At 56.3% G+C, this 20,253-nt stretch carries 19 protein-coding genes; all 19 read left to right on the plus strand.

Annotated elements, in window-relative coordinates:
- Nucleotides 1–788 precede the first annotated feature (788 nt).
- Nucleotides 789–1,283: a YdgH/BhsA/McbA family protein gene (locus AFK62_RS00375; protein ID WP_007674762.1), complete on the plus strand. Its 495-nt coding sequence runs from the start codon at nt 789–791 to the stop codon at nt 1,281–1,283.
- Between the two features lie 24 nt (nt 1,284–1,307).
- Nucleotides 1,308–1,814: a type VI secretion system lipoprotein TssJ gene (gene tssJ / locus AFK62_RS00380; RefSeq protein WP_007674764.1), complete on the plus strand. Its 507-nt coding sequence runs from the start codon at nt 1,308–1,310 to the stop codon at nt 1,812–1,814.
- Nucleotides 1,815–1,838: 24 nt separating this feature from the next.
- Nucleotides 1,839–3,182, plus strand: coding sequence for a type VI secretion system baseplate subunit TssK (gene tssK, locus AFK62_RS00385; RefSeq protein ID WP_007674768.1), 1,344 nt, complete (start codon nt 1,839–1,841; stop codon nt 3,180–3,182).
- A 17-nt stretch (nt 3,183–3,199) separates the two neighbouring features.
- A complete protein-coding gene (locus tag AFK62_RS00390; protein ID WP_007674770.1) occupies nt 3,200–4,435 on the plus strand; it encodes a DotU family type VI secretion system protein in 1,236 nt (411 codons plus the stop codon).
- A gap of 2 nt (nt 4,436–4,437) precedes the next feature.
- On the plus strand, nt 4,438–8,055 hold the full coding sequence (gene tssM / locus AFK62_RS00395; RefSeq protein WP_007674773.1) for a type VI secretion system membrane subunit TssM: 3,618 nt from the start codon (nt 4,438–4,440) through the stop codon (nt 8,053–8,055).
- Nucleotides 8,056–8,071: 16 nt separating this feature from the next.
- A complete protein-coding gene (gene tagF / locus AFK62_RS00400) occupies nt 8,072–8,782 on the plus strand; it encodes a type VI secretion system-associated protein TagF (RefSeq protein WP_007674778.1) in 711 nt (236 codons plus the stop codon).
- Nucleotides 8,783–8,791: 9 nt separating this feature from the next.
- Nucleotides 8,792–9,817 (plus strand): type VI secretion system protein TssA, encoded by a 1,026-nt coding sequence (gene tssA / locus AFK62_RS00405; protein WP_007674781.1) that lies wholly within the window; start codon nt 8,792–8,794, stop codon nt 9,815–9,817.
- Between the two features lie 75 nt (nt 9,818–9,892).
- Nucleotides 9,893–10,417, plus strand: a complete 525-nt coding sequence (gene tssB / locus AFK62_RS00410; protein ID WP_007674784.1) for a type VI secretion system contractile sheath small subunit — start codon at nt 9,893–9,895, stop codon at nt 10,415–10,417.
- Nucleotides 10,418–10,420: 3 nt separating this feature from the next.
- Complete coding sequence (tssC, locus tag AFK62_RS00415; protein ID WP_007674787.1) at nt 10,421–11,920, plus strand: type VI secretion system contractile sheath large subunit; 1,500 nt, start codon at nt 10,421–10,423, stop codon at nt 11,918–11,920.
- A 67-nt stretch (nt 11,921–11,987) separates the two neighbouring features.
- Nucleotides 11,988–12,407: a Rap1a/Tai family immunity protein gene (locus AFK62_RS00420; protein ID WP_007674790.1), complete on the plus strand. Its 420-nt coding sequence runs from the start codon at nt 11,988–11,990 to the stop codon at nt 12,405–12,407.
- Between the two features lie 6 nt (nt 12,408–12,413).
- Complete coding sequence (locus AFK62_RS00425; protein ID WP_007674792.1) at nt 12,414–12,842, plus strand: T6SS amidase immunity protein Tai4 family protein; 429 nt, start codon at nt 12,414–12,416, stop codon at nt 12,840–12,842.
- A gap of 56 nt (nt 12,843–12,898) precedes the next feature.
- The gene (locus AFK62_RS00430; protein ID WP_053531655.1) at nt 12,899–13,300 is read left to right on the plus strand and encodes a Rap1a/Tai family immunity protein; all 402 of its coding nucleotides are present in this window, start codon (nt 12,899–12,901) and stop codon (nt 13,298–13,300) included.
- A 205-nt stretch (nt 13,301–13,505) separates the two neighbouring features.
- Entirely contained in the window at nt 13,506–13,988 is a 483-nt protein-coding gene (locus AFK62_RS00435) for an Hcp family type VI secretion system effector (RefSeq protein ID WP_007674798.1), read from the plus strand.
- Nucleotides 13,989–14,518: 530 nt separating this feature from the next.
- Entirely contained in the window at nt 14,519–15,196 is a 678-nt protein-coding gene (locus AFK62_RS00440; protein WP_007674801.1) for a hypothetical protein, read from the plus strand.
- A gap of 299 nt (nt 15,197–15,495) precedes the next feature.
- On the plus strand, nt 15,496–15,864 hold the full coding sequence (locus tag AFK62_RS00445; RefSeq protein WP_032984500.1) for a T6SS amidase immunity protein Tai4 family protein: 369 nt from the start codon (nt 15,496–15,498) through the stop codon (nt 15,862–15,864).
- 25 nt (nt 15,865–15,889) lie between these two features.
- A complete protein-coding gene (locus tag AFK62_RS00450) occupies nt 15,890–16,288 on the plus strand; it encodes a T6SS amidase immunity protein Tai4 family protein (protein WP_007674807.1) in 399 nt (132 codons plus the stop codon).
- A 229-nt stretch (nt 16,289–16,517) separates the two neighbouring features.
- Nucleotides 16,518–18,437, plus strand: a complete 1,920-nt coding sequence (gene tagH, locus AFK62_RS00455; RefSeq protein ID WP_053531656.1) for a type VI secretion system-associated FHA domain protein TagH — start codon at nt 16,518–16,520, stop codon at nt 18,435–18,437.
- A complete protein-coding gene (locus tag AFK62_RS00460; RefSeq protein ID WP_007674815.1) occupies nt 18,434–19,228 on the plus strand; it encodes a PP2C family protein-serine/threonine phosphatase in 795 nt (264 codons plus the stop codon). The genes tagH and AFK62_RS00460 overlap by 4 nt, the downstream gene beginning before the upstream one ends.
- A gap of 18 nt (nt 19,229–19,246) precedes the next feature.
- A complete protein-coding gene (locus AFK62_RS00465) occupies nt 19,247–20,239 on the plus strand; it encodes a hypothetical protein (RefSeq protein WP_007674818.1) in 993 nt (330 codons plus the stop codon).
- Nucleotides 20,240–20,253: the final 14 nt, after the last annotated feature.

Raw genomic sequence — 20,253 nt, forward strand, 5'->3', positions numbered from 1 at the left:
GCACGTATCGAAATAGTCACGCAAAATAATATTCACTTTAGTAGCAAAATGGCAGGCTGAAAAAGCGGCGTGCACGACATAATTCGTACTGTTTGTAAGGAAAACCTGATGACAAAAAAGGGCAATGCTCTGTCATTATGCGTTTTTAACAAATAGGCTCTGTGAAGAACACAAATGCAATAGCACTATTCGCTGTCATCATTAATTAATGAAATTTTACTTAAGATCTTGTAGTGTGATTTTTAGCAGGCATTTTCACACCCACTAAATATGGTAGCTGGATATATACGTGCCTGCTCAATAATCTGTTTTCAGATTAATCCTAATATCCTTCCGCCCGGTTATTTACCGCTTCGAAACCCCATAAAACCGTTACGCTTTCCTGTAATTAGTTCTTTTAAAACAATCGCTTAATATAAGAATAAGGAATGGGTGGTTTCTAATATATTCACTGCGTTCCGGATAATTCTTTCACCTCTGCTGCGGAAAATTCCTAAAAATAGGCTATTGAATTAAACAGGCAGCTGTTTTTGCCTGAATGCCCGCCAGGCCTGGTGTTGAATTGTCATCAAGGTTATGTAGAATTTTCTCGCTCTGCGTCAGAAATATGCGTAAAACGTCCGGGTTTACTTCGGTAAAGCCCGTGCGGTAGCTATCTCTGAAGAAAATGAAATTCCATCACCGAAATGGCATAATCTTCCCTGGCAATGACAATTTTTTAGTCATAGCCTGAATCCAGAAGCCGTTATTTCTTTGTATACAGAATATATTTGCAACGGAAACCATCGATGAATATGCGAATCGTATTAGCCCTGCTGTTTGTGTTAGGCGTAGCTGGTTGTAAAGCACCGCCTCCTGCCGTTACGGATGACACTATCGAGACCAGTGTGGTTAATGGCGTCACGCTGACGCACCGCCACGCGGTGACTCCGCCTAAAGAGTTCCAGCCGGTTAACGAAGAATACCGTGCGATGTATCCGGCGTCGGTCATGACCCGTCCGGATTTCGGCGGCAAAGTGGTTCGTCAGCTGGAAACCGGCAAAACCTATAACGTACTGGGCCAGGTTGAAGGCTATTGGCTGGCGATTGCCGATCAGGGTGAAGAACAACTGATTGGTTATGTTCCGCTGCGCGCGGCAGTGAAGAGCGATCTCTACGACGCAACTGTTCGTAAAGAAATCCCGAAACTGCGCCGTAAAGTTGCCAAACCTAACTGCGTGACGGTGGATGGCAACAGCAAAGCCTGTAAAAACACCAAAAGCGGAACCTGGGTTATCGATTAATCCTGATTCAATGAGCCACACCTCATGAAAAACCGTACCGTTTTACGCCAGGGCTTCCTGGCGTTTTTGCTTGCCGCTCTCACCTTGCTGAGCGGCTGTTTATCGTCTTCACGCAGCGTTCCTTCCCAGTACAGCCTGCATTTTCAGGCTCACCCGCAAATTAATAATTCCGCACCGTTGAAAGTCCGGGTGCTGCTGCTGAAATCTGATGCTGACTTTATGTCTGCCGATTTCTATTCGCTGCAGAACAATGCTCAGACCGTGCTGGGCGCGAACCTGCTCAATAGTGACGAGTTCTTCCTGATGCCGGGCCAGCTGGATAAAACCCTCAGCGGTCAAAGCTCGCTTGACGCGCGCTATATCGGCGTCATGGCGGAATATCAGGCGCTTGACGGTAAAAAATGGCGAATCTCGCTGCCGCTCCCTGCACCCAGTGACTCCAGCATTTATAAATTTTGGAAATGGTCATCCGACGAGCTTGAGGCAAAGGTGTTTCTTGACGTCAACGGGATCCGCGTCATCAACGAATAATCAGCGCCCTTACAGGACACCAGTATGAACAAAGCAGAAAAAGTGGTCTGGACCGAAGGGATGTTCCTGCGTCCGCACCACTTCCAGCGTGCGGAAAGTTTCCTGCAACACCACATCCGTGAGTGGGGTTCGCTGCAGCGCCCGTATCTCTGGGGTTTTCTTGATCTGGAATTTGACGAGGCGATGCTGCGCCAGGGACGCGTGGCGTTGAGCTACGCCAGTGGTCTGCTGCCGGACGGCACGCCGTTCGCCTTTCGCGACCCTCGCCACGGCCCGGCACCGCTCGCCATTCCCGACAACCTGACGCACGAGCGTGTTGTGCTGGCGCTGCCCGCCCGCCGCGCCGGACGCGAAGAAGTGATTTTCAGCGAGGCGGCCGATTCACTCGCCCGCTACGCTACGTTTGAAGAAGAAGTCGAAGACGATAACGCGCTGTCGGTTGGCGCGGCGACGGTACAGTTTGGCCGCCTGCGCCTCAAGCTGATGCTGGAGAGCGAACTGACCGCCGAGTGGACCGCGATTGGCGTCGCGCAGGTGATTGAAAAGCGCAATGACAACCAGGTGCGCCTCGACACCAGCTACATTCCGCCGATGCTCAACGCCATCAACAACGGCCCACTCTACAGCATGTTGAACGATCTGCATGGCCTGCTTGGCCAGCGCAGCCAGCAAATCAGCCAGCGTCTGCGCCAGCCGGGGCGTTTCAATACCTCGGAAATGGTGGAGTTCATGCTGCTGTCGCTCATCAACCACCATCTGGGGCACGTCACGCACCTGAAAACGCTGCCGCTCCTGCACCCGGAAAACCTGTGGCGCGACTGGCTGGCGTTCGCCTGCGAACTCGCCACCTGGACCGCCCAGCGCGCGCCGGACGCTACGCTTCCGGTGTATGACCACGACAATCTGGCGGGCTGCTTTGGCAAACTGACGCTGATGCTGCGCCAGGGACTGTCGCTGGTGATGGAAGAGAGCGCGATTCAACTGCCGCTCACCGAGCGCTCGCATGGGCTCAACGTCGCCACCGTGCCGGAAAGCAACATGGTGCGCGAGTTCGGTTTCGTGCTGGCGGTGAAAGCCAACGTACCGGGCGAGGCCCTGCAAACGCACTTCCCGGCGCAGATGAAAGTCGCGCCGGTCACCAAAATTCGCGATCTGGTGCAGCTGCAATTGCCGGGTATGGTGCTGCGCGCCATGCCGGTCGCGCCGCCGCAGATCCCGTGGCATGCCGGCTATAGCTATTTCGAACTGGAAAAGGGCGGCGAACTCTGGAAAGAGATGGAAAAATCTGGCGCGTTTGCGCTGCATCTCGCCGGTGAATTCCCGGGCCTTGATATGGAGTTTTGGGCCATTCGCAGTACGAATGAATAACACGACGAGCGCTCACTATGGAACCACAAGCCACCGGCAGCGATGCCATTCTTTCCGGCGCCAGCAGTAATAATCCGCTGGTCGCGGCGGCCAACCCGCTGCTTAACGCGATCCCGCAGATTCGTCATTCTGTTTCGCATGAAGATCAGGCAGGCCTGCGCCAGCGTCTGATAGACGAGATCCGCCGCTTTGAGGTGCGCTGCCAGCAGGCGGCGCTGCCTTACGAGGTGATCGTCGGCGCGCGCTACTGCCTCTGTACGGCGCTCGATGAAGCCGCGGCGCTTACCCCATGGGGCAGCCGTGGCGTCTGGTCGGGCAGCGGTCTGCTGGTGACGTTTCACAACGAAACCTGGGGCGGGGAGAAATTCTTCCAGCTGCTGGCGCGGCTGTCGCAAAACCCGCGTGAGCACATCTTCTTGCTGGAGATGATCAACTACTGCCTGTTGCTTGGTTTCGAAGGGCGCTATCGCGTCATGGATAATGGCCGCACGCAGCTCGAAACCATCAAACAGCGCCTGTGGCAGATGATCCGCAGCGTGCGCGGCAGTTACCCGCCGCCGCTCTCGCCGCATCCGGAAGATCAGCCGGTGTTGCGTAAACTCTGGCGTCCGGTGGTGCCGCTGTGGGCCTGTGTGGCGCTGGCCGGTTTCCTGGCTTGCCTGTTCTTTATCATTCTCAACTGGCGGCTTGGCGATAACACAAGCCCGGTGCTGGCGAAGATTTACCAGACGCCGCTGCCGGAAGTCACCGTTCAGCAGCCTGCGCGCGAAGTGGCGCCGGTACTTAACCTGCGCGGTTTCCTGCGTCCGGAAATCGAAGCGGGCCTGGTGGCGGTGCGCGACGAAGCCGATCGCAGCGTCGTTATCCTCAAAGGCGACGGCCTGTTCGCGTCTGCCTCGACCGTGGTGCGCGACCGTTACGAAACGGTCATCGACCGCGTGGCGCAGGCGATGAACAACGTCAGCGGCAAAATCCTCGTGGTGGGCTACAGCGATAACGTGCCTATCCGCAGCGCGCGTTTCGCCTCGAACTACGAGCTGTCGCTTGAGCGCGCCGAATCGGTACAGAAAATGCTCCAGGCGCACCTCGCCGACCCAAGCCGCGTCAGAGCGCAGGGCCGTGGCGAGATGGACCCTATCGCTCCGAACAATACGCCGGAAAACCGCGCCCGTAACCGCCGAGTCGAAATCACTCTGCTGGTATCGCCAGATAATACGCTGGCCGAGCTGAACGGAAGGCCGCAAGGAAACTAAGGATGCTGAATATTCTCCTTTCAATAGTGACCAACCGCATCTTGTGGGGGTTCATGGGCGTTACCGCGCTGTCGGCGGTCGTCTGGATGATCGGGCCGCTGCTGTCTATCGTCGACAGCCGCCCGCTGGAGTCGGAAACTAACCGTATTATCAGCATTGCGCTTATTTACCTGATTTGGGTACATAGCCACATTGTGCCGCGCCTCTACAACGCCTGGCTGAACCGCAAGCTGATGGACAAACTCAACGACGGCAAACCGGCGGAAGAGGGCGGGGACTTCAAACGGCTGGGCAATGAGGATCAGGTCCTGTCGGACCGCTTCGATGAAGCCGCGCAGATCCTCAAAAAAGCGCACTTCAACGCGCCGGGCCAGCGCGGCCAGTGGACGCAGCGCTTCAGCACGCAGTATCTCTATCAGCTCCCCTGGTATGTGATTATCGGCGCGCCTGGCTCCGGGAAAACCACGGCGCTGGTGAACTCCGGCCTGCAATTCCCGCTTGCTGACCGCTTTGGTAAAACGGCGCTGCGCGGTATTGGCGGCACCCGTAACTGCGACTGGTGGTTTACGAATGAAGCCGTGTTGCTGGATACCGCGGGTCGTTACACCACCCAGGAGAGCGAGCAGGCGCAGGACGCGGGCGAATGGCTGCGTTTTGTGGACCTGCTGCGTAAATACCGCCGCCGTCAGCCCATTAACGGCGTCATCATTACCGTCAGCGTCTCCGATCTGCTGACCCAGTCAGCAGAGGCGAATCAGCAACAGGCCGTCAACCTGCGCCAGCGTCTGTCAGAGCTGCACGAGCAACTCGGCATCCGCTTCCCGGTCTATGTGCTGGTCACCAAAGCGGATTTGCTAAAAGGTTTTCGTTCTTACTTCGGGCGTTTTGATAAAGCGCAGCGCGACCAGATCTGGGGCTTTACCTTCCCCTGGGATCGTTCAAAGCAGGCCGATTTCGACATGATGGCGGCGTTCACGCAGGAATTCGCCCTGCTGCAACAACGTCTGGATGCCGGCTTGCCGGATACGCTGCTTGCGGAGAGCGACCCGAAAGCGCGTGCCGAGTGTTATCTGTTCCCTCAGGAGTTCGCGGCGCTGCGTCCGCTGCTGGCGGATTACCTCAGCACCGTGTTTGCGCGCTCCAACTTTGAAACGGAATTCTCGCCGCGCGGTATTTATCTTGCGAGCGGTACCCAGGAAGGGCTGCCGTTTGACCGCGTTATGGGTGAACTGAACCGCGCGCTCTCGCTGCCGTCGGGCGGCAAAGAGGGCGACAACTGGGATTCAGTCAGCAAAGAGGCGCCGATCCCCGGCGGCAAAGGACAGAGCTTCTTCATTAAAAACCTGCTTCAGAATGTCATTTTCCAGGAAGCAGGCATCGCCGGGCAGAACCGCTGGTGGGAACTGCGCAACCGCGCGGTGATCTGGTCAGGTTACGCGGCGCTGGTGGCGCTGTTAGTGGTGCTGGGCGGCCTGTGGCTTACGAGCTACGGCAATAACAAAGATTATCTGGCGGAAGTTGACGCGAAAGTGCCGGGTGTCGAGCGCCAGAGCAAAGCGCTGCAAACCACGACCGGGCGCGATCTCTTCAGCATGTTGCCGTTCTTCAACAGCCTGGTGGAACTGCCGAAAAGCAAAGAGTTCGACCTGAACTCACCGCCGGTGACATATCGCATGGGGCTGTATCGCGGTGATGATGTCAACGACGCCTCACAGGCGCTCTATCAGAAAGCGCTGCAGGAGATGCTGATGCCCGCCGTGGCGCAGCTCATCACCGGCTGGGTGCGTAATGATAATGGCAGCGACGTGGAATACAGCTACGAAGCGCTGAAGGCGTACCAGATGCTGTACCAGCCGAAGCATTACGACGGCAAATTCCTGCACTCCTGGGTCATGCTTAACCTTGAGCGCAACCTGCCGCAGAACGTTACGCAGGCGCAGCTGAACCAACTCGAATGGCACCTGACACAACTGCTGGAGCCGCAAATCCAGACGTCGCCATATGCCAAAGACGAGTCGCTGATTAGCCGCCAGCAGGCGATGATCAACCAGAAGCCACTGTCTCTTCGCGTGTATGGTCGCCTTAAACGTCTGCTGGAGCGCGATGAGAATTTAAAGCCGGTGTCACTTGCCACACTCGGCGGCCCGCAAAGCGAACTGGTCTTTTCGCGTAAAAGCGGCAAACCGGTGAGCGATGGCGTGCCGGGGCTTTATACCCCGAAAGGCTACTGGGAAAGTTTCAACGGTCAGATAGATAACGTGACCGCGTCGCTGCATGAAGATGACGCCTGGGTGCTGGGCCTGACCAGCGCCCAGGAAGATAAAGAGCAGACCGACAACGCGGTGCGTCAGCTCTATATGCGCGACTTTATCGGCCAGTGGGACAGCTATCTTGCGGATATCCAGCTTAACAACAGCGCGGATCTGAACCAGCGCATCAACACGGCCCGCGTGCTCTCCAGCAGCAACTCGCCGCTGCGCCGCCTGGTGATGAACTTAAGCCAGGTGCTGACGCTTTCACGTGCCGAGCCGCAGGCGGGCGAAGCGCAGGCCAAAGAGCAAGGCAACCGCGCAACCCGCACGCTGGAGGCGCTGTTCAGCGACCGCGAAAGCGGTTCGACGACCGCCGCCGCCGCGCCGCAGACGCCGGAACAAGTGGTGACCGATCACTACGCACCGATTATCGAGCTGGCGCAGCCGCTGGAGAAAGGCGGCAAAGCTATCGTGTTTGATGACTTCATCAAGCAGATTGATGAGCTTTACCGTTACCTGACCGCCGTGCAGGACGCCGCCAACAGCGGCATGCCGCCGCCGGGGGGCGAGGCGATTAGCCGTTTACAGGCAAGCGCAGGCCGACTGCCGGGTGGGTTACAGAATATGTTCAGCCGCATGGCCGTCGGAGCCAGCAGCGACACCCAGCAGCGCGAACTGGAAAACGTACGCAAGCGTATCAGCGTGGAAGTCGGCAGTTTCTGCCGCCAGGCGATCGCGGGCCGTTATCCGCTGGTGCGCTCCGCCAGCAGCGAAGTGACGCCGGACGATCTGGCGCGCATGTTTGCGCCGGGTACGGGCCTGATGGACAGCTTCTTTCGCGACAACCTGACCAACAAAGTAGACACCACCCAGGCGCGCTGGCGCTTTACGCCGGGCATCGACGGGAAAACCCTGCCGGGCAGCGAAGGCGTGCTGCGCCCGTTCCAGCAGGCGCAATACATTCGCGACGCGTTCTTCGCCAACGGCGCGACGACGCCGTCCTACCGCGTGACGGTGCGCACCGTGCGTATGGATAACGACATTCTGACGCTGTCGCTGGACGTTGACGGCCAGTTGCTGCGTTACAGCCACGGCCCGCAGGCGGTGCAGCTGATGAGCTGGCCGGGCAGCGGCGGCACCAATCAGGTGCGTATGCAGCTCGGGTTGGCTAATGGCACCACCTCGACGCTTGTGACCAACGGCGCGTGGGCGCTGAACCGCTTTTTCGATCGCGCCCGCATCGCGCCGGGTGCAGGAAGCCTGAGCCGCCAGGCGACGTTTTCGGTTGACGGACACAGCGTGACGCTGGAATTCACGCCAAACAGTATCCGCAACCCATTCCAGCTCCCTGGCTTCGCATGCCCTTAACCGCAAGGAACGGATAATGAGTCATTACCCTGCGATTAGCTGGTACGGGAAACTGCCCAGTGCCGGTGACTTTCTCCAGCGCCGTTTTCCCGATGCCCTACAGCGCCAGTGGTCACACTGGTTTCAGGTAGGGTTGCTGAACTGGCAAAAAGAGGACGAACAGCGCGAGACGGGCAACCGCCAGTTCGCCAGCGCGCCGGTCTGGAACTTCGTGGTTCCGCCCATGCTCGGCAGTCAGCAGGTACAGATGGGCTGCCTGATGCCGGGACGCGACAGCGTAGGGCGTCAGTATCCGCTTCTTGCGACGGTGGCATTCACGCCAGCCGAGTGGACGCCGCAGCATCTGGCGATGGCGGAGGCCTGGTATCAGCAGCTCGGGCGCATCCTGCACCATGCGGTGCGAAACGCGTTCTCCGCCGAGCAGTTAGACCAGGCGGTGCTGGCTATCCCGTCTCCGGCGCTGCCCGCGCCGGAGAATCGCTCGGAAATTCTGGATGTCATTGGTTATGAAGAGATGCCGGTGACCCTGAGCTGGCGACAGGCGGCAGAGTGTTTTGACCCGCAGCGCCAGACCAGTTTCTGGTGGACCAACCGCAGCGACGGCTACCCGCTCTACACGCATGTGCACAGCGGTAACTTTACCGGTCAGCTCTTTTCGCTGTTGTTTGACCCGGCGGGCGGTGCGCGTCCGGGTCGCCACGGGCTCTACCCGCCCATGTTCGAATAAGGCCGTTCGATGGATATTGAAACCCTTCTCGCCCCGGTAACCCCGGAGCAGCCTTGCGGCGAAAACCTGGAGTACGACGCCGATTATCAGGCGATGGAACAGGCAAGCCAGGGCAAAGCGGAACAGCAGTTCGGCGATACCATTATTCCGGCAGAGCCGGCGGACTGGACTAAAGTTGAAAAGCTGGCGCTGTCGTTACTGGAGCGCACCAAAGATTTGCGCGTCATGCTGGCGCTGACCCACGCATGGGCTAAACGCCGCGGCCTGCCGGGCTATGCCGACGGGCTGTTGCTTATCCAGGAGGCGCTGTCGCGCTACTGGGAGCCGCTCTACCCGCTGCTGGAAGAGTACGGTGAAAAAGATCCGTTCTATCGCATTAACGCGCTGGCGGGCCTCGGTGATAAATCCGACCTGACCACGACGCTGCGTACCGCCATCTTGCTGCGCAGCAACGGTGATGAGATTACGCTGCGCGATGCCCAGTCGCTGCTGGATAACAGCAAAAGCGAATGTCCGGGCTACCCGGGCGGGCGTCCGCGCCTGGTGGACGAACTCGCGCGCGGCGACCAGCCGGGCATCGAAGCGATGCTGCACATTCATGCGCGCCTGGAGACGATTCGCACCATTCTGGTCAGCCATCTCGGTGAGAGCGGCGTGCCGGAAATGGAGCAGCTCCAGAAGCTGACCAGCATTGTGGCGCTGGCCTGCCAGTCCGGCGAGGCTGCTTATGCGCCGCAGGATACCGAAGAACCCCAGGCGCAGGCGGAAGGCGCGCCTGTTGTCGCCAGCACCAGCGCACCGACGCGGGTGGTGGAAACCGACTGGCGCAACGTGCAGCTGCAAACGCGCGACGACGCCCAGTTAATGCTTGAGAAAGTGAAGCAATATTTCGCCCGGCACGAGCCGAGCCACCCCGCGCCGCTGATGATTGAGCGCGTGCAGCGACTGATTGAAATGAATTTCATGGATCTTATTCGCGACCTGGCGCCCGACAGCGTGCATCAGGTGGAAAACATTATCGGGCGCCGCGACTAACGGCGTTTCTCTTTACGGCGGCAGGCATGAGGCCCGTCGCCCGAAATTCACCGCGCATCTTTGATGGAGAACATCATGCCAATGAGTAACAGTGGGCAGAAATTTATCGCCCGTAACCGTGCACCGCGCGTGCAGATTGAGTACGACGTGGAAATCTACGGCGCGGAACGCAAAATCCAGCTGCCGTTCGTGATGGGCGTGTTTGCTGACCTGGTCGGGAAGCCGGTCGATCCGCAGCCTGCGGTGGACGAGCGTAAATTCCTTGAGATCGATATCGATAACTTCGACGAGCGTATGAAGGCCCTTAAGCCGCGCGTGGCGTTCCAGGTGGACAACACCCTGACCGGCGAAGGCAAACTGAATATCGATCTGACCTTTGACAGCATGGACGACTTCCTGCCGGATGCCGTTGCGCGTAAGGTTGAGCCGCTGAACAAGCTGCTGGAAGCCCGTACCCAGCTCTCTAACCTGCTGACGTACATGGACGGTAAAAACGGCGCCGAAGAGCTTATCGCGAAAGTGCTTCAGGACCCGACGCTGCTCAAATCCCTGAGCCAGATGCCGAAAAACGACGATGGCAACAAAGGTAACGAGGAGTAATCGATGAGCAATCCTTCTCAACAGCAAGAGCTGCAATCGCAGCAGGCGTTCAGCCAGGATGAATTCAGCGCGTTGCTCAGCAAAGAGTTTCGCCCGAAGACAGACCAGGCGCGTTCTGCCGTGGAAAACGCGGTCAAAACCCTGGCGCAGCAGGCACTGGAAAACACCGTCACGTTCTCAAACGATACCTATCGCACGATTCAGAACCTGATTGCCGGTATCGATGAGAAACTCTCTCAGCAGGTTAACCAGATAATCCACCACGACGAGTTCCAGAAGCTGGAAAGCGCCTGGCGTGGCCTGAACTATCTGGTCAACAACACTGAAACTGACGAGATGCTGAAAATCCGCTTTATGAGCATCTCCAAGCAGGAACTGGGCCGCACCCTGAAACGCTTTAAAGGCGTGGGCTGGGATCAGAGCCCTATCTTCAAGAAAATCTACGAAGAAGAGTATGGCCAGTTCGGCGGCGAGCCGTTTGGCTGCCTCGTGGGCGATTACTACTTCGACCACAGCCCGCAGGATGTTGAGCTGCTGAGCGAGATGGCGCGCATCGGCGCGGCGGCGCACTGCCCGTTCATCACCGGCACCGCGCCGAGCGTGATGCAGATGGAATCCTGGCAGGAGCTGGCGAACCCGCGCGACCTGACCAAAATCTTCCAGAATACCGAATACGCGGCATGGCGCAGCCTGCGCGAGTCAGAAGATGCCCGTTACCTGGGCCTGGTGATGCCGCGCTTCCTGTCGCGTCTGCCGTACGGTATTCGCACCAACCCGGTGGACAGCTTCGACTTCGAAGAAGAGACCGACGGCGCGAGCCACGGCAACTACAACTGGGCCAACGCGGCCTACGCGATGGCGGCTAACATCAACCGTTCCTTTAAAGAGTACGGCTGGTGCACCTCGATTCGCGGCGTGGAATCCGGCGGCGCAGTGGAAAACCTGCCGTGCCATACCTTCCCGAGCGACGATGGCGGCGTGGACATGAAGTGCCCGACCGAAATCGCTATCAGCGACCGTCGTGAAGCGGAACTGGCGAAAAACGGCTTTATGCCGCTGATCCACCGCAAAAACTCTGACTTCGCCGCCTTTATCGGCGCGCAGTCACTGCAAAAACCGGCGGAATACCACGATCCGGACGCCACCGCGAATGCTCGTCTGGCCGCGCGCCTGCCGTACCTGTTCGCGTGCTGCCGTTTCGCGCACTACCTCAAGTGCATCGTTCGCGACAAGATTGGTTCTTTCCGCGAGCGTGACGAAATGGAACGCTGGCTGAACGACTGGGTAATGAACTACGTGGACGGTGACCCGGCAAACTCCTCTCAGGAAACCAAATCCCGTAAGCCGCTGGCGGCTGCTGAGGTGCAGGTTCAGGAGATCGAGGACAACCCGGGCTACTACGCCGCTAAGTTCTTCCTGCGTCCGCACTACCAGCTGGAAGGCCTGACGGTTTCTCTGCGTCTGGTTTCCAAGCTGCCGTCGCTGAAGAGCAAAGACGCGTAAGTCTGACTCAGGCCGTAAGGGCATTCCTTACGGCCTGTCACTGACCTCATAATCACAGGGAGAAGTGATGGAAATACGTGTTTTACTGGCGAGCGGTCTGCTGGCGTTGTCGGCACTGGTCGCCGCGCAGACCACCGGCTATGAATATCCACGGGCAGAGGATTTTCCCGAGGACGGCATAACGTTTTTCACGCGCGACCCGACGCTGCTAAACGCCTTTGACAACCATCTGTCCGCAGCGCGTTTTTTTAATGCATGGAGCAACATGCAGAACGAGCGCGAGCGTATAAAAGCCGATATGTATTTCGTGGGCGTCATGGATGCGACCGAAGGCATATTGTGGTGCCCTGAACGACCGTCAAAACCGGGCACGTTGCGTAGTATCGCCTACGACTATTTTTCTAAATTATCGCCTGAGCGGCTTAAAAACGCGCAAGCTAAAACGCTTATCGTTGAGGCGTTAAAAGAAAATCATGCCTGTAAGTAAACGCTCATGAAAATACCTGTTTCGCTGTTGCTGTTTATCTGCACAAGCGCGTTAGCGAATTCTGTTCAGGAGCCAGCCGCGTTTTTTAAAGTCTTACCTTATAAACAGGTCTTTAAAGACATGGTGCTGGCCCGCTGTCTGGCCCAGGTTTCCACTGACGACAGCGCTTTTAGTACCGATGCGGGCTTCAGCGCTTATGCCTTAATGCAATGGATTCCCTTAGACATCGAAACGGGCAATGAAAAGGTCAGTGCGCTCATCCTGAAATATCGCGACCAGCAAAATGCCTTTTCTCCGGAGGCATTAGCAGGACGGCCCATTAAGGGCGTGACGCTTAACTGTTTACGCCTCTATCACAGCCAGGCGCTGGAACAGTTAAGTAAGGAAGCTCTGGTTGGTGATTCGAGCCATACCTGGATGCAAGACAACCCCTGACGGTTTCACTGTTTATTCGCTCCCGATTGTTCAGGAAATAACGAATAAGGACATTCATGAAACGTTCTGTTTTTGTTCTGGCATCCGTGCTGAGTGCGGTAATGCTGAGTGCCCCTGTACTGGCAGGAATATGGGTTATCGAACCCGACGAGAGCCAAAAAAACCGGTTTGATCCAGACAGAGGCAACGTGACAGGCGAGCAACTCTTAAACGCCTGGAGTGACAAAGCAGATAAAGAGGCTTCGCTACAGGCGCAAATCTATTTGCTGGGTCTGTTTGATGCGACAGAAGGAATGGGCTGGTGCAAAAGTAAAACCACGATGCCCTCCGCGCTTCGCGAATGGACTTACGGTTACTTTAAAAAGTTACCGCCCGAACGGCTTAAAGAGAAAGCCAGCGTCCTGATGCTCGACGCGCTTAAACACGCTTTCCCTTGTCGCAATAACGCTGACAAATGAGACCGTGATATCAGCAGTAATAAATAACCCATTTTAGTAGTTCGCGTTGGGCGGGCTACTGAGATCGCCTGACGGAATAAACATGCTGTCAGGCTGAGAGGCAGAGGTAAAATATGGATGGTTTTATTCAGCCCCATGCTTTCCTGTTTGCCATATTAAGCGCTTTTTCGAAAGCAATAATCGTCATTAACGAAGAGTAGATATTATGGCTATTGATATGTTCCTGAAAGTAGACGGTGTAACCGGCGAATCTAAAGATTCCAACCACACCGGCTGGACCGACATCACCTCTTTTTCCTGGGGCGCATCCCAGCCGGGTAACATGAGCGTGGGCGGCGGCGGCGGTGCCGGTAAAGTGAATTTCAACGATCTGCACGTTAACGCGCTGATCGACAAATCCACCACCGCTATCCTGAAGCACTGCTCCAGCGGTAAGCACCTGACCAAAGTTGAGCTGTCTGTCTGCAAAGCTGGCGGCCAGCAGGTCGAATACGCTCGCATCACTCTGGAAGACGTGCTGGTAACGTCCGTACAGTACACCGGTGCAGATAACGGCGACACCGTTGGTGTTACCTATGCATTCCAGGCTGCTAAAGTGAAACAGCAGTACTGGGAGCAGACTGCTTCTGGCGGTAAAGGCGCAGAAACCAGCGCTGGCTGGAACATCAAAGAAAACAAAGAAGCGTAATATGATGATTGCAATCCCCGCGAGGGGATTGCAATCTTTTCAAAGGAATAAATTCCAGCTCCACGCTTTGGAAATGGACACTGAAGTTAAAGCGCTTCTAAAATTGCTAAATATTTAAGGCATAATAAAAATAAATAAGGCATTTGGCCTGAAAAACAACGTGCAGTGTGCTTAGTACAACGTGCTGAAAATGAGTATTTATATTTTTATTGTGAATGGATGATATATTTGAAGGGTAAAGCTTTCTGCGGCATCTATTTTCGAATAAAAACTTTTTGGCATTTATAATGACATGAAATTTAGCCTGTCGTTTCAATTAAGGTTTTATTTTCGACTGGATGGTTTGCGGTAATGTTCTTCGTAATACCGATGGATGTTTGTTAATAGGTAGCACGAAAGGGAACGATTTTGTAGGTGGCAGTGTTGCGAAACTAAAAGAGTTAAAGGAGTTCATAACACAAGAGGGCATCGAGAATTTCACCGTCTCAATTACATCTTGTTATGTGGATTGAAAATAAAGGGAGCTAATAATGTATAAATTAGTAAGCACCGCACTGCTTTTAGTGTCATTCTCTTCTCAAGTTAACGCCCAGGAAATCAAGCAAGGTATTTTGCAAGCTTACTGGTTACCGGTGTGGAACGATGATGGTACGCAGAGTACACCCCATCTTAAATATCGCTATATTGCTTCGGTTAACGGCGAAAAGGCTGATAAAGTCATTAATATAGAAAGCAATGATTCTGAATTAACCCTGCAAAATATTAGTCATTATTTTGACAAGGTGCCACCGAATTTTGTCGAGTTTAAAGAGGGGCATATTGAGCGTGCGGGTACTATCTCTGTCGCAAAAATGAAAGGGTCTACAGAGTGTAGTCACCACTATTATGAAGCAGAGTTAGTCGCTTTTACCCCGTTAAAAGATAAAACTTTTAATATTGATAAACTTGAAAAAAGCGCAGGCTGTGAATCTTATCCTTATGCCGTAACTTACACGCTAAAAGAGCAGGCGAAAGATACGCATTTTAAAGCTTCTCCGGAAGATAGTGCAAAAGATACTGGGGCTATTCCGATGGACTCGCCCTTGATAAAGGTCAAAACGGTAAATGCGCAGTGGATCCAGGCAGCGGTTTATGATGAAAGTAAACCTGGGCTAATCGGAACGCCTGGCGGCTATGTTAAAATGAGTTATTTACAGCCTGTTAATTAATAACATGTGCATCGGAGCGACAATGCTCGCTCCCTTTTTCTGATAAAGGGAATGCAGCAAAAGATATCGCCAAATATTGCGAACATGAAGTCAGTGCGCTCATTCCTTTAAAAAGCCCGTTTAATCTGAAGTAAAAAATAAGCTTCATTGTCGCAATTGCAGTATTAACCCTGGCGATGCTCTTGGCAGCAAATTTTTACTATAAGCGGTTGGGATAATGCAAATGGTCATGCGACGTTATGAAACGGTAATATTTGTGCGGATCATTGTTACTTCCCTATGTCTACAGAGGCTTCGATATGTCTCCTAAAATAAGGTACTGTTTTGCAGTGGCGTTCCTTATTTCTTCGCAGACTATGGCGCGCACCACAGAATATAGCCCAGAAGAGTATTTGAAAAATTACGCATTAAGCACCTGTATCGCACAGGGTTATCAGTCCAAAGAAGTGAAAAACGACGCCGCAGCGGCAGCCAGTGGCTATCTGGAGTTTGGCGATTATTCAATCGAGGCGCATACGGCGGTCGTCGAGCTTGGGAAGACCTTTCTCGATAAAAAGTATGGCAGCCAGTCGGGTGAGCCGATGACGCTCGCGAAATGCATCGATTTTGTACACAGCGACGAACTGGCAACGCTCATTCGCCGCTATAAGGGCCAGCCCGATAACTAAACGGGCCGCGAGAAGGACGCTCATCATGTTAAGAACCTATATCGCAGCGTTGTCCGTTTTTGCATTTTCTTCCCATAGCGCGCTGGCGCAATCACTCCCTGCCATCAGCGCCTTTTCGCAACCGCAGATTTTTACCCAGTGGGCGCACAGCCGCTGTATTAGTGCTATCGCCGACAGCGCCGCGCTGAAAGAGGACGCTAACGCCAGCGCCGCCGCCTGGTTTGAAGCGAGTGAATTGCCGGTTGAGGCGTTCAACGCCGCGGATAAGGCCATCACCAGGGCGCTACAAACGCCGCTCGGCGGCACGGCGAAAAGCGATTACCGGGTGCTGAAATGCGCGCTGATTGCCCAAAGCCCGGACATTGACGCGCTGTATAAGCGATTTAGCAGAAAAAAAGCCGCACAAGGCGTGGAAAACTTTTAAATCACAGCCAGGCGCGCCAGCGACTATGTTTATGCGCAGCGATGATGTTAATAGCGCTTACATGCATATTATCAATAGAATAAACCCGTCCGGTTGTGAAGCGTGAGGCTAAACGACAGGCAGTCACGGGCAGCGCGCAAGCGCGGCTCTGTTCCTTAGTACTCAAACGTCGGGCGTCCCGGAAGACCCACGACGTTTGAGCGCTAATAACCCCAGGCAGGAATACGCTATGCGATTCACCATTACTACCAACAAGCCCGGCCACCAGCCTCCTCAGAGCAGCTGTGACTTCTACCCGCCGGGCGGCACGATTGGCCGTGGTACGGATAACAATCTGGTACTGCCGGACAACGAAAGAACGATTTCCCGCCTGCAGGCGATTGTCCATATCTCTGCCGACGGCGAGTGCCGTATTACCAACCGCGGCAACGTTACCCGCGTGGTGCTGAACGATATCCCGCTGGAGCGCGGCCGTCAGGTTGAGTTGCAGGATGGCGATGTACTGGGCATTGATGATTACCGCATCCAGGTGAGCGATCTGGCGCTGAACGCGCAGCCGGTCATCGCGATGGCCGCACCGAAACCGAATGTCGCGCCAGAGCCGCCGCAAGCACCGCAGGCCGCGCATCCGCAACAGCCGCCGAAAGCAGCCGCCCAGGATAACGCACCGACAGCGGTGCCGACAGAAATCTGGGACAGCCTGATGCAGGAGTTTTCTATCTCCGACAGCATCAGCCAGGGCCAGAGCCAGAGCCAGACCGCGCGCCCGAAAGCGCCGGAGGCGCAGCCGTTTAACCCGTTCAACGCCCCGAAAGAAGTGGATCGCAATCCGGAAGATCCGCTGGCGCACTTCCAGAGCGGCGGCAACGAACCGCTGTTTGGTAATGAAAGGGTCAACCCGGACAGCCTGTTCAAAGATGACACGCCGTTCGATAAAGACAGCATTTTTAACGATGTGACGCCGACCACGCTGGTGCCGCCATCTGACAACCGTCAGGCGACGAAACCGCAGGCGCCGCAAAAAGAGAACGAAGAGGAACTCGATCCGCTGGCGCTGTTTGGCGGCGTAGGTTCGACGCCTGTACAAAGCCGCAGCGACGATCCGCTCGGCCTGATGATGGGCGGCGCGGTACCGCTCACGCAACCGGATGAACTCTCCGCAGGCGCGGCCCCGCTGACGCCGCCGCCGTCTGCACAGCCGCAGACTGAGCCGGTTAAACCGCAGACGCCGCCGGAAGCCCCGCAGCCGGACATCCTGTCCCCGCTCGCGCCGAATGCCGAAGCGCCGCTGGATCTGGCTTCGCTCGCCGGGTCGCCGCTGTTCCCGGAAGAAGTGCCGGAAGAGCCGGTCACGCGCGTGGAAGTGCAGCCGGAGCCGCCGGAAGTACAGGATTATGCGGGCATTACGCTGCCGACGCCGCAGACGGTGGTGCGCAGCGCCGCACAAACGCCGAAAGGCCGCCTGCGTATCGACCCGGTGCAGTCACCCACCAGCCAGGGCGGCGTGCCGACCGCGTCTAATGGCGACGTGCTGAACGGCGAACTGCTGGAAGCCCTGCTGGAAGGCATGGGGCTTGGTGAACTGCAACCGACACCGCAGTTTGACCGCGACAATATGCGCCAGCTCGGCCAGATGCTGAGTATGTTCTCGCAGGGCACCGTGGCGCTGCTCTCCTCGCGCTCTATCCTCAAACGCGGCGTGAAAGCCGACATGACGATGGTGCTGGACGACGCCAACAACCCGTTCAAACTGCTGCCGTCCGGGAAAACCGTACTGATGCAGATGTTCGGCACCCGTATGCCGGGCTTTATGCCGCCGAAAAAATCGGTGCGCGACGCGCTTATCGATCTTCAGGCCCACCAGTTAGGGATGATTGCCGGTATTCGCGCCATTATCGCCGCCATGCTGCAATCCTTTAACCCGGAGCAACTGGAAGAGGAAGCGAAGCGCGATGGCGTGGTCTCCCGCCTGGCGCTGCCCGCCAGCCGTAAAGCCGCGCTGTGGGATTACTTTGTACGTCGCTACAGCGATACCGCGGGCGAAATCGAGGACGATTTCCATACCCTGTTCGGCGAAGCCTTCCTGCACGCTTATGACATGGAAGTGAATCAGTACAAAGACTCACAGAGCGGATCGGAAGAAGAATGAATATCAGCACGGCCTCACTCTCCAGACAAGGCGAGCGCGCCAGCAACCAGGATCAGACGGGAGAGACCGTTGGCGAACGCTCCGCCTGCTTCGTGGTATGCGACGGGATAGCCGGCCTGCCGGGTGGCGACGTCGCCGCGGCGCTTGCGCGCAACGCCATACTCTCGCGTTTCGATGGCGAGCAGCATCTTAACGCGCAATACATCCGCGACTATGTGAATCAGGCGAACCAGGCGATCCGCGCCGAGCAAAAGGCGGTGCAGGACTATCACCGCATGGGCACGACGCTTGTGAGCCTGTTTATCGATCGCGATTATCATCTGGCCTACTGGGCGCACGCGGGTGACAGTCGCCTGTATCTGTTTCGTCGCGGCTGGCTCTATCACGTTACGACCGACCACAGCCTGGTGCAGCAGATGAAAGACGCTGGCCATCAGACGGAAGGGGTGAATGGCAACCTGCTGTACTTTGCGCTCGGGATGGGCGATGAGGGCCGCGAGCCGAGCTACAGCGACGTGGTGCCGATTGAAGATGGCGACGCGTTTTTGCTCTGTACCGACGGTTTCTGGCACGGCGTGAGCGAAGAGCAGATGAAAAAATCCCTTCATATGGTGAATACTCCAGATGAATGGCTCACTTTGATGAATCAAATACTGTTGAAAAATGGTGAGCAGGGGCATGATAAGCAGGATAATTACAGCGCCGTTGCCGTCTGGGTAGGATCGCCCCAGGATACGACGCTGCTGCATACGCTCTCTGACGCGGCGCAGTTTTTCCCTCTTCGAGATTAAAGGCTAACAAGGATTTTTATGAAACTTTGGCTTCCGGGTCTGGCTCTGCTTGCGGCGTCATCCAGCGTCTGGGCAGATAATTTCCGTATCGTTCAGTCAAATACCCTGAAACTGGATGTCTGGGTAGACAACATCAAAGACAACACTCCGCAAAGCTGGTGCGGCCCTGAGCTGCCGCTGCGTATCGTCACTAACGGCGATAAAACGCCAAAAGTGCTGAATGACTTTATGCCGCGTCTTGGCTCGCTCCTGGAAAGCCAGTGCGGCACGCTGAGAACGGTGCGCTGGCAGTTGAACGACGGGCAGGGTAAAACGCTCGCCCGCGGTACGGCTGTCAAAGGCAATGAATGGAACCCGGTCGTCACGCCGGAGACGGCGCCTGCGCAGACTGCCGCGACCGAACCCCCTGCGACGACCGACACGCTGCCGCAGGGCCGCCCGGAAGATCTCTCGCCGCCCGCGGATCGTACCCCGTGGCTTGAGTTTAACCTGCAGGACGGCTGCCATCTGCGCACGTTCTGGAAGGGCGGCGCTGACGCGCGGGCCTTGTTTATTCCGGCGAAAGACGACGGCATCTGCGAGAAAGGCGGCTGGCTGAATGGCCGCAGCGAAGTCACCCAGATGGGCGTGGCCGGTGAGGAAAAAGTTGCCGTCACCTTTGTGCACGGTTTCCCGATTGTTGGCATCAACGCGAACGTGGACGCCGATCGCCTGCTTATCACTAGCGTGAATAACGAGCGCATGGTGGTCAGCGATGGTCGCGCCGCGCAAAGCTGGATGATCCTGCCGTATAACAGCACGCAAAACGTCTGGCAGGCACAGGGCACCGTGGCGGTTGAAATCTCCCGCGAACAGGCCAGTGACGAGGCGCGTCTGCGCACTCGCCTGGATGAGGTGCGTAAAGTCTGGTCTGCCTATCTGGCTCCGGGCGCCACGCTCAATATTCTGCTGGTCGAAGCGCTGCATCCGCAGCTGCGCGACCCTGCGGCGGGCGCTTACCGCGCGCTGTAATTACCGTTAAACGC

The sequence above is a fragment of the Cronobacter condimenti 1330 genome (assembly GCF_001277255.1).
Taxonomy (GTDB): domain Bacteria; phylum Pseudomonadota; class Gammaproteobacteria; order Enterobacterales; family Enterobacteriaceae; genus Cronobacter; species Cronobacter condimenti.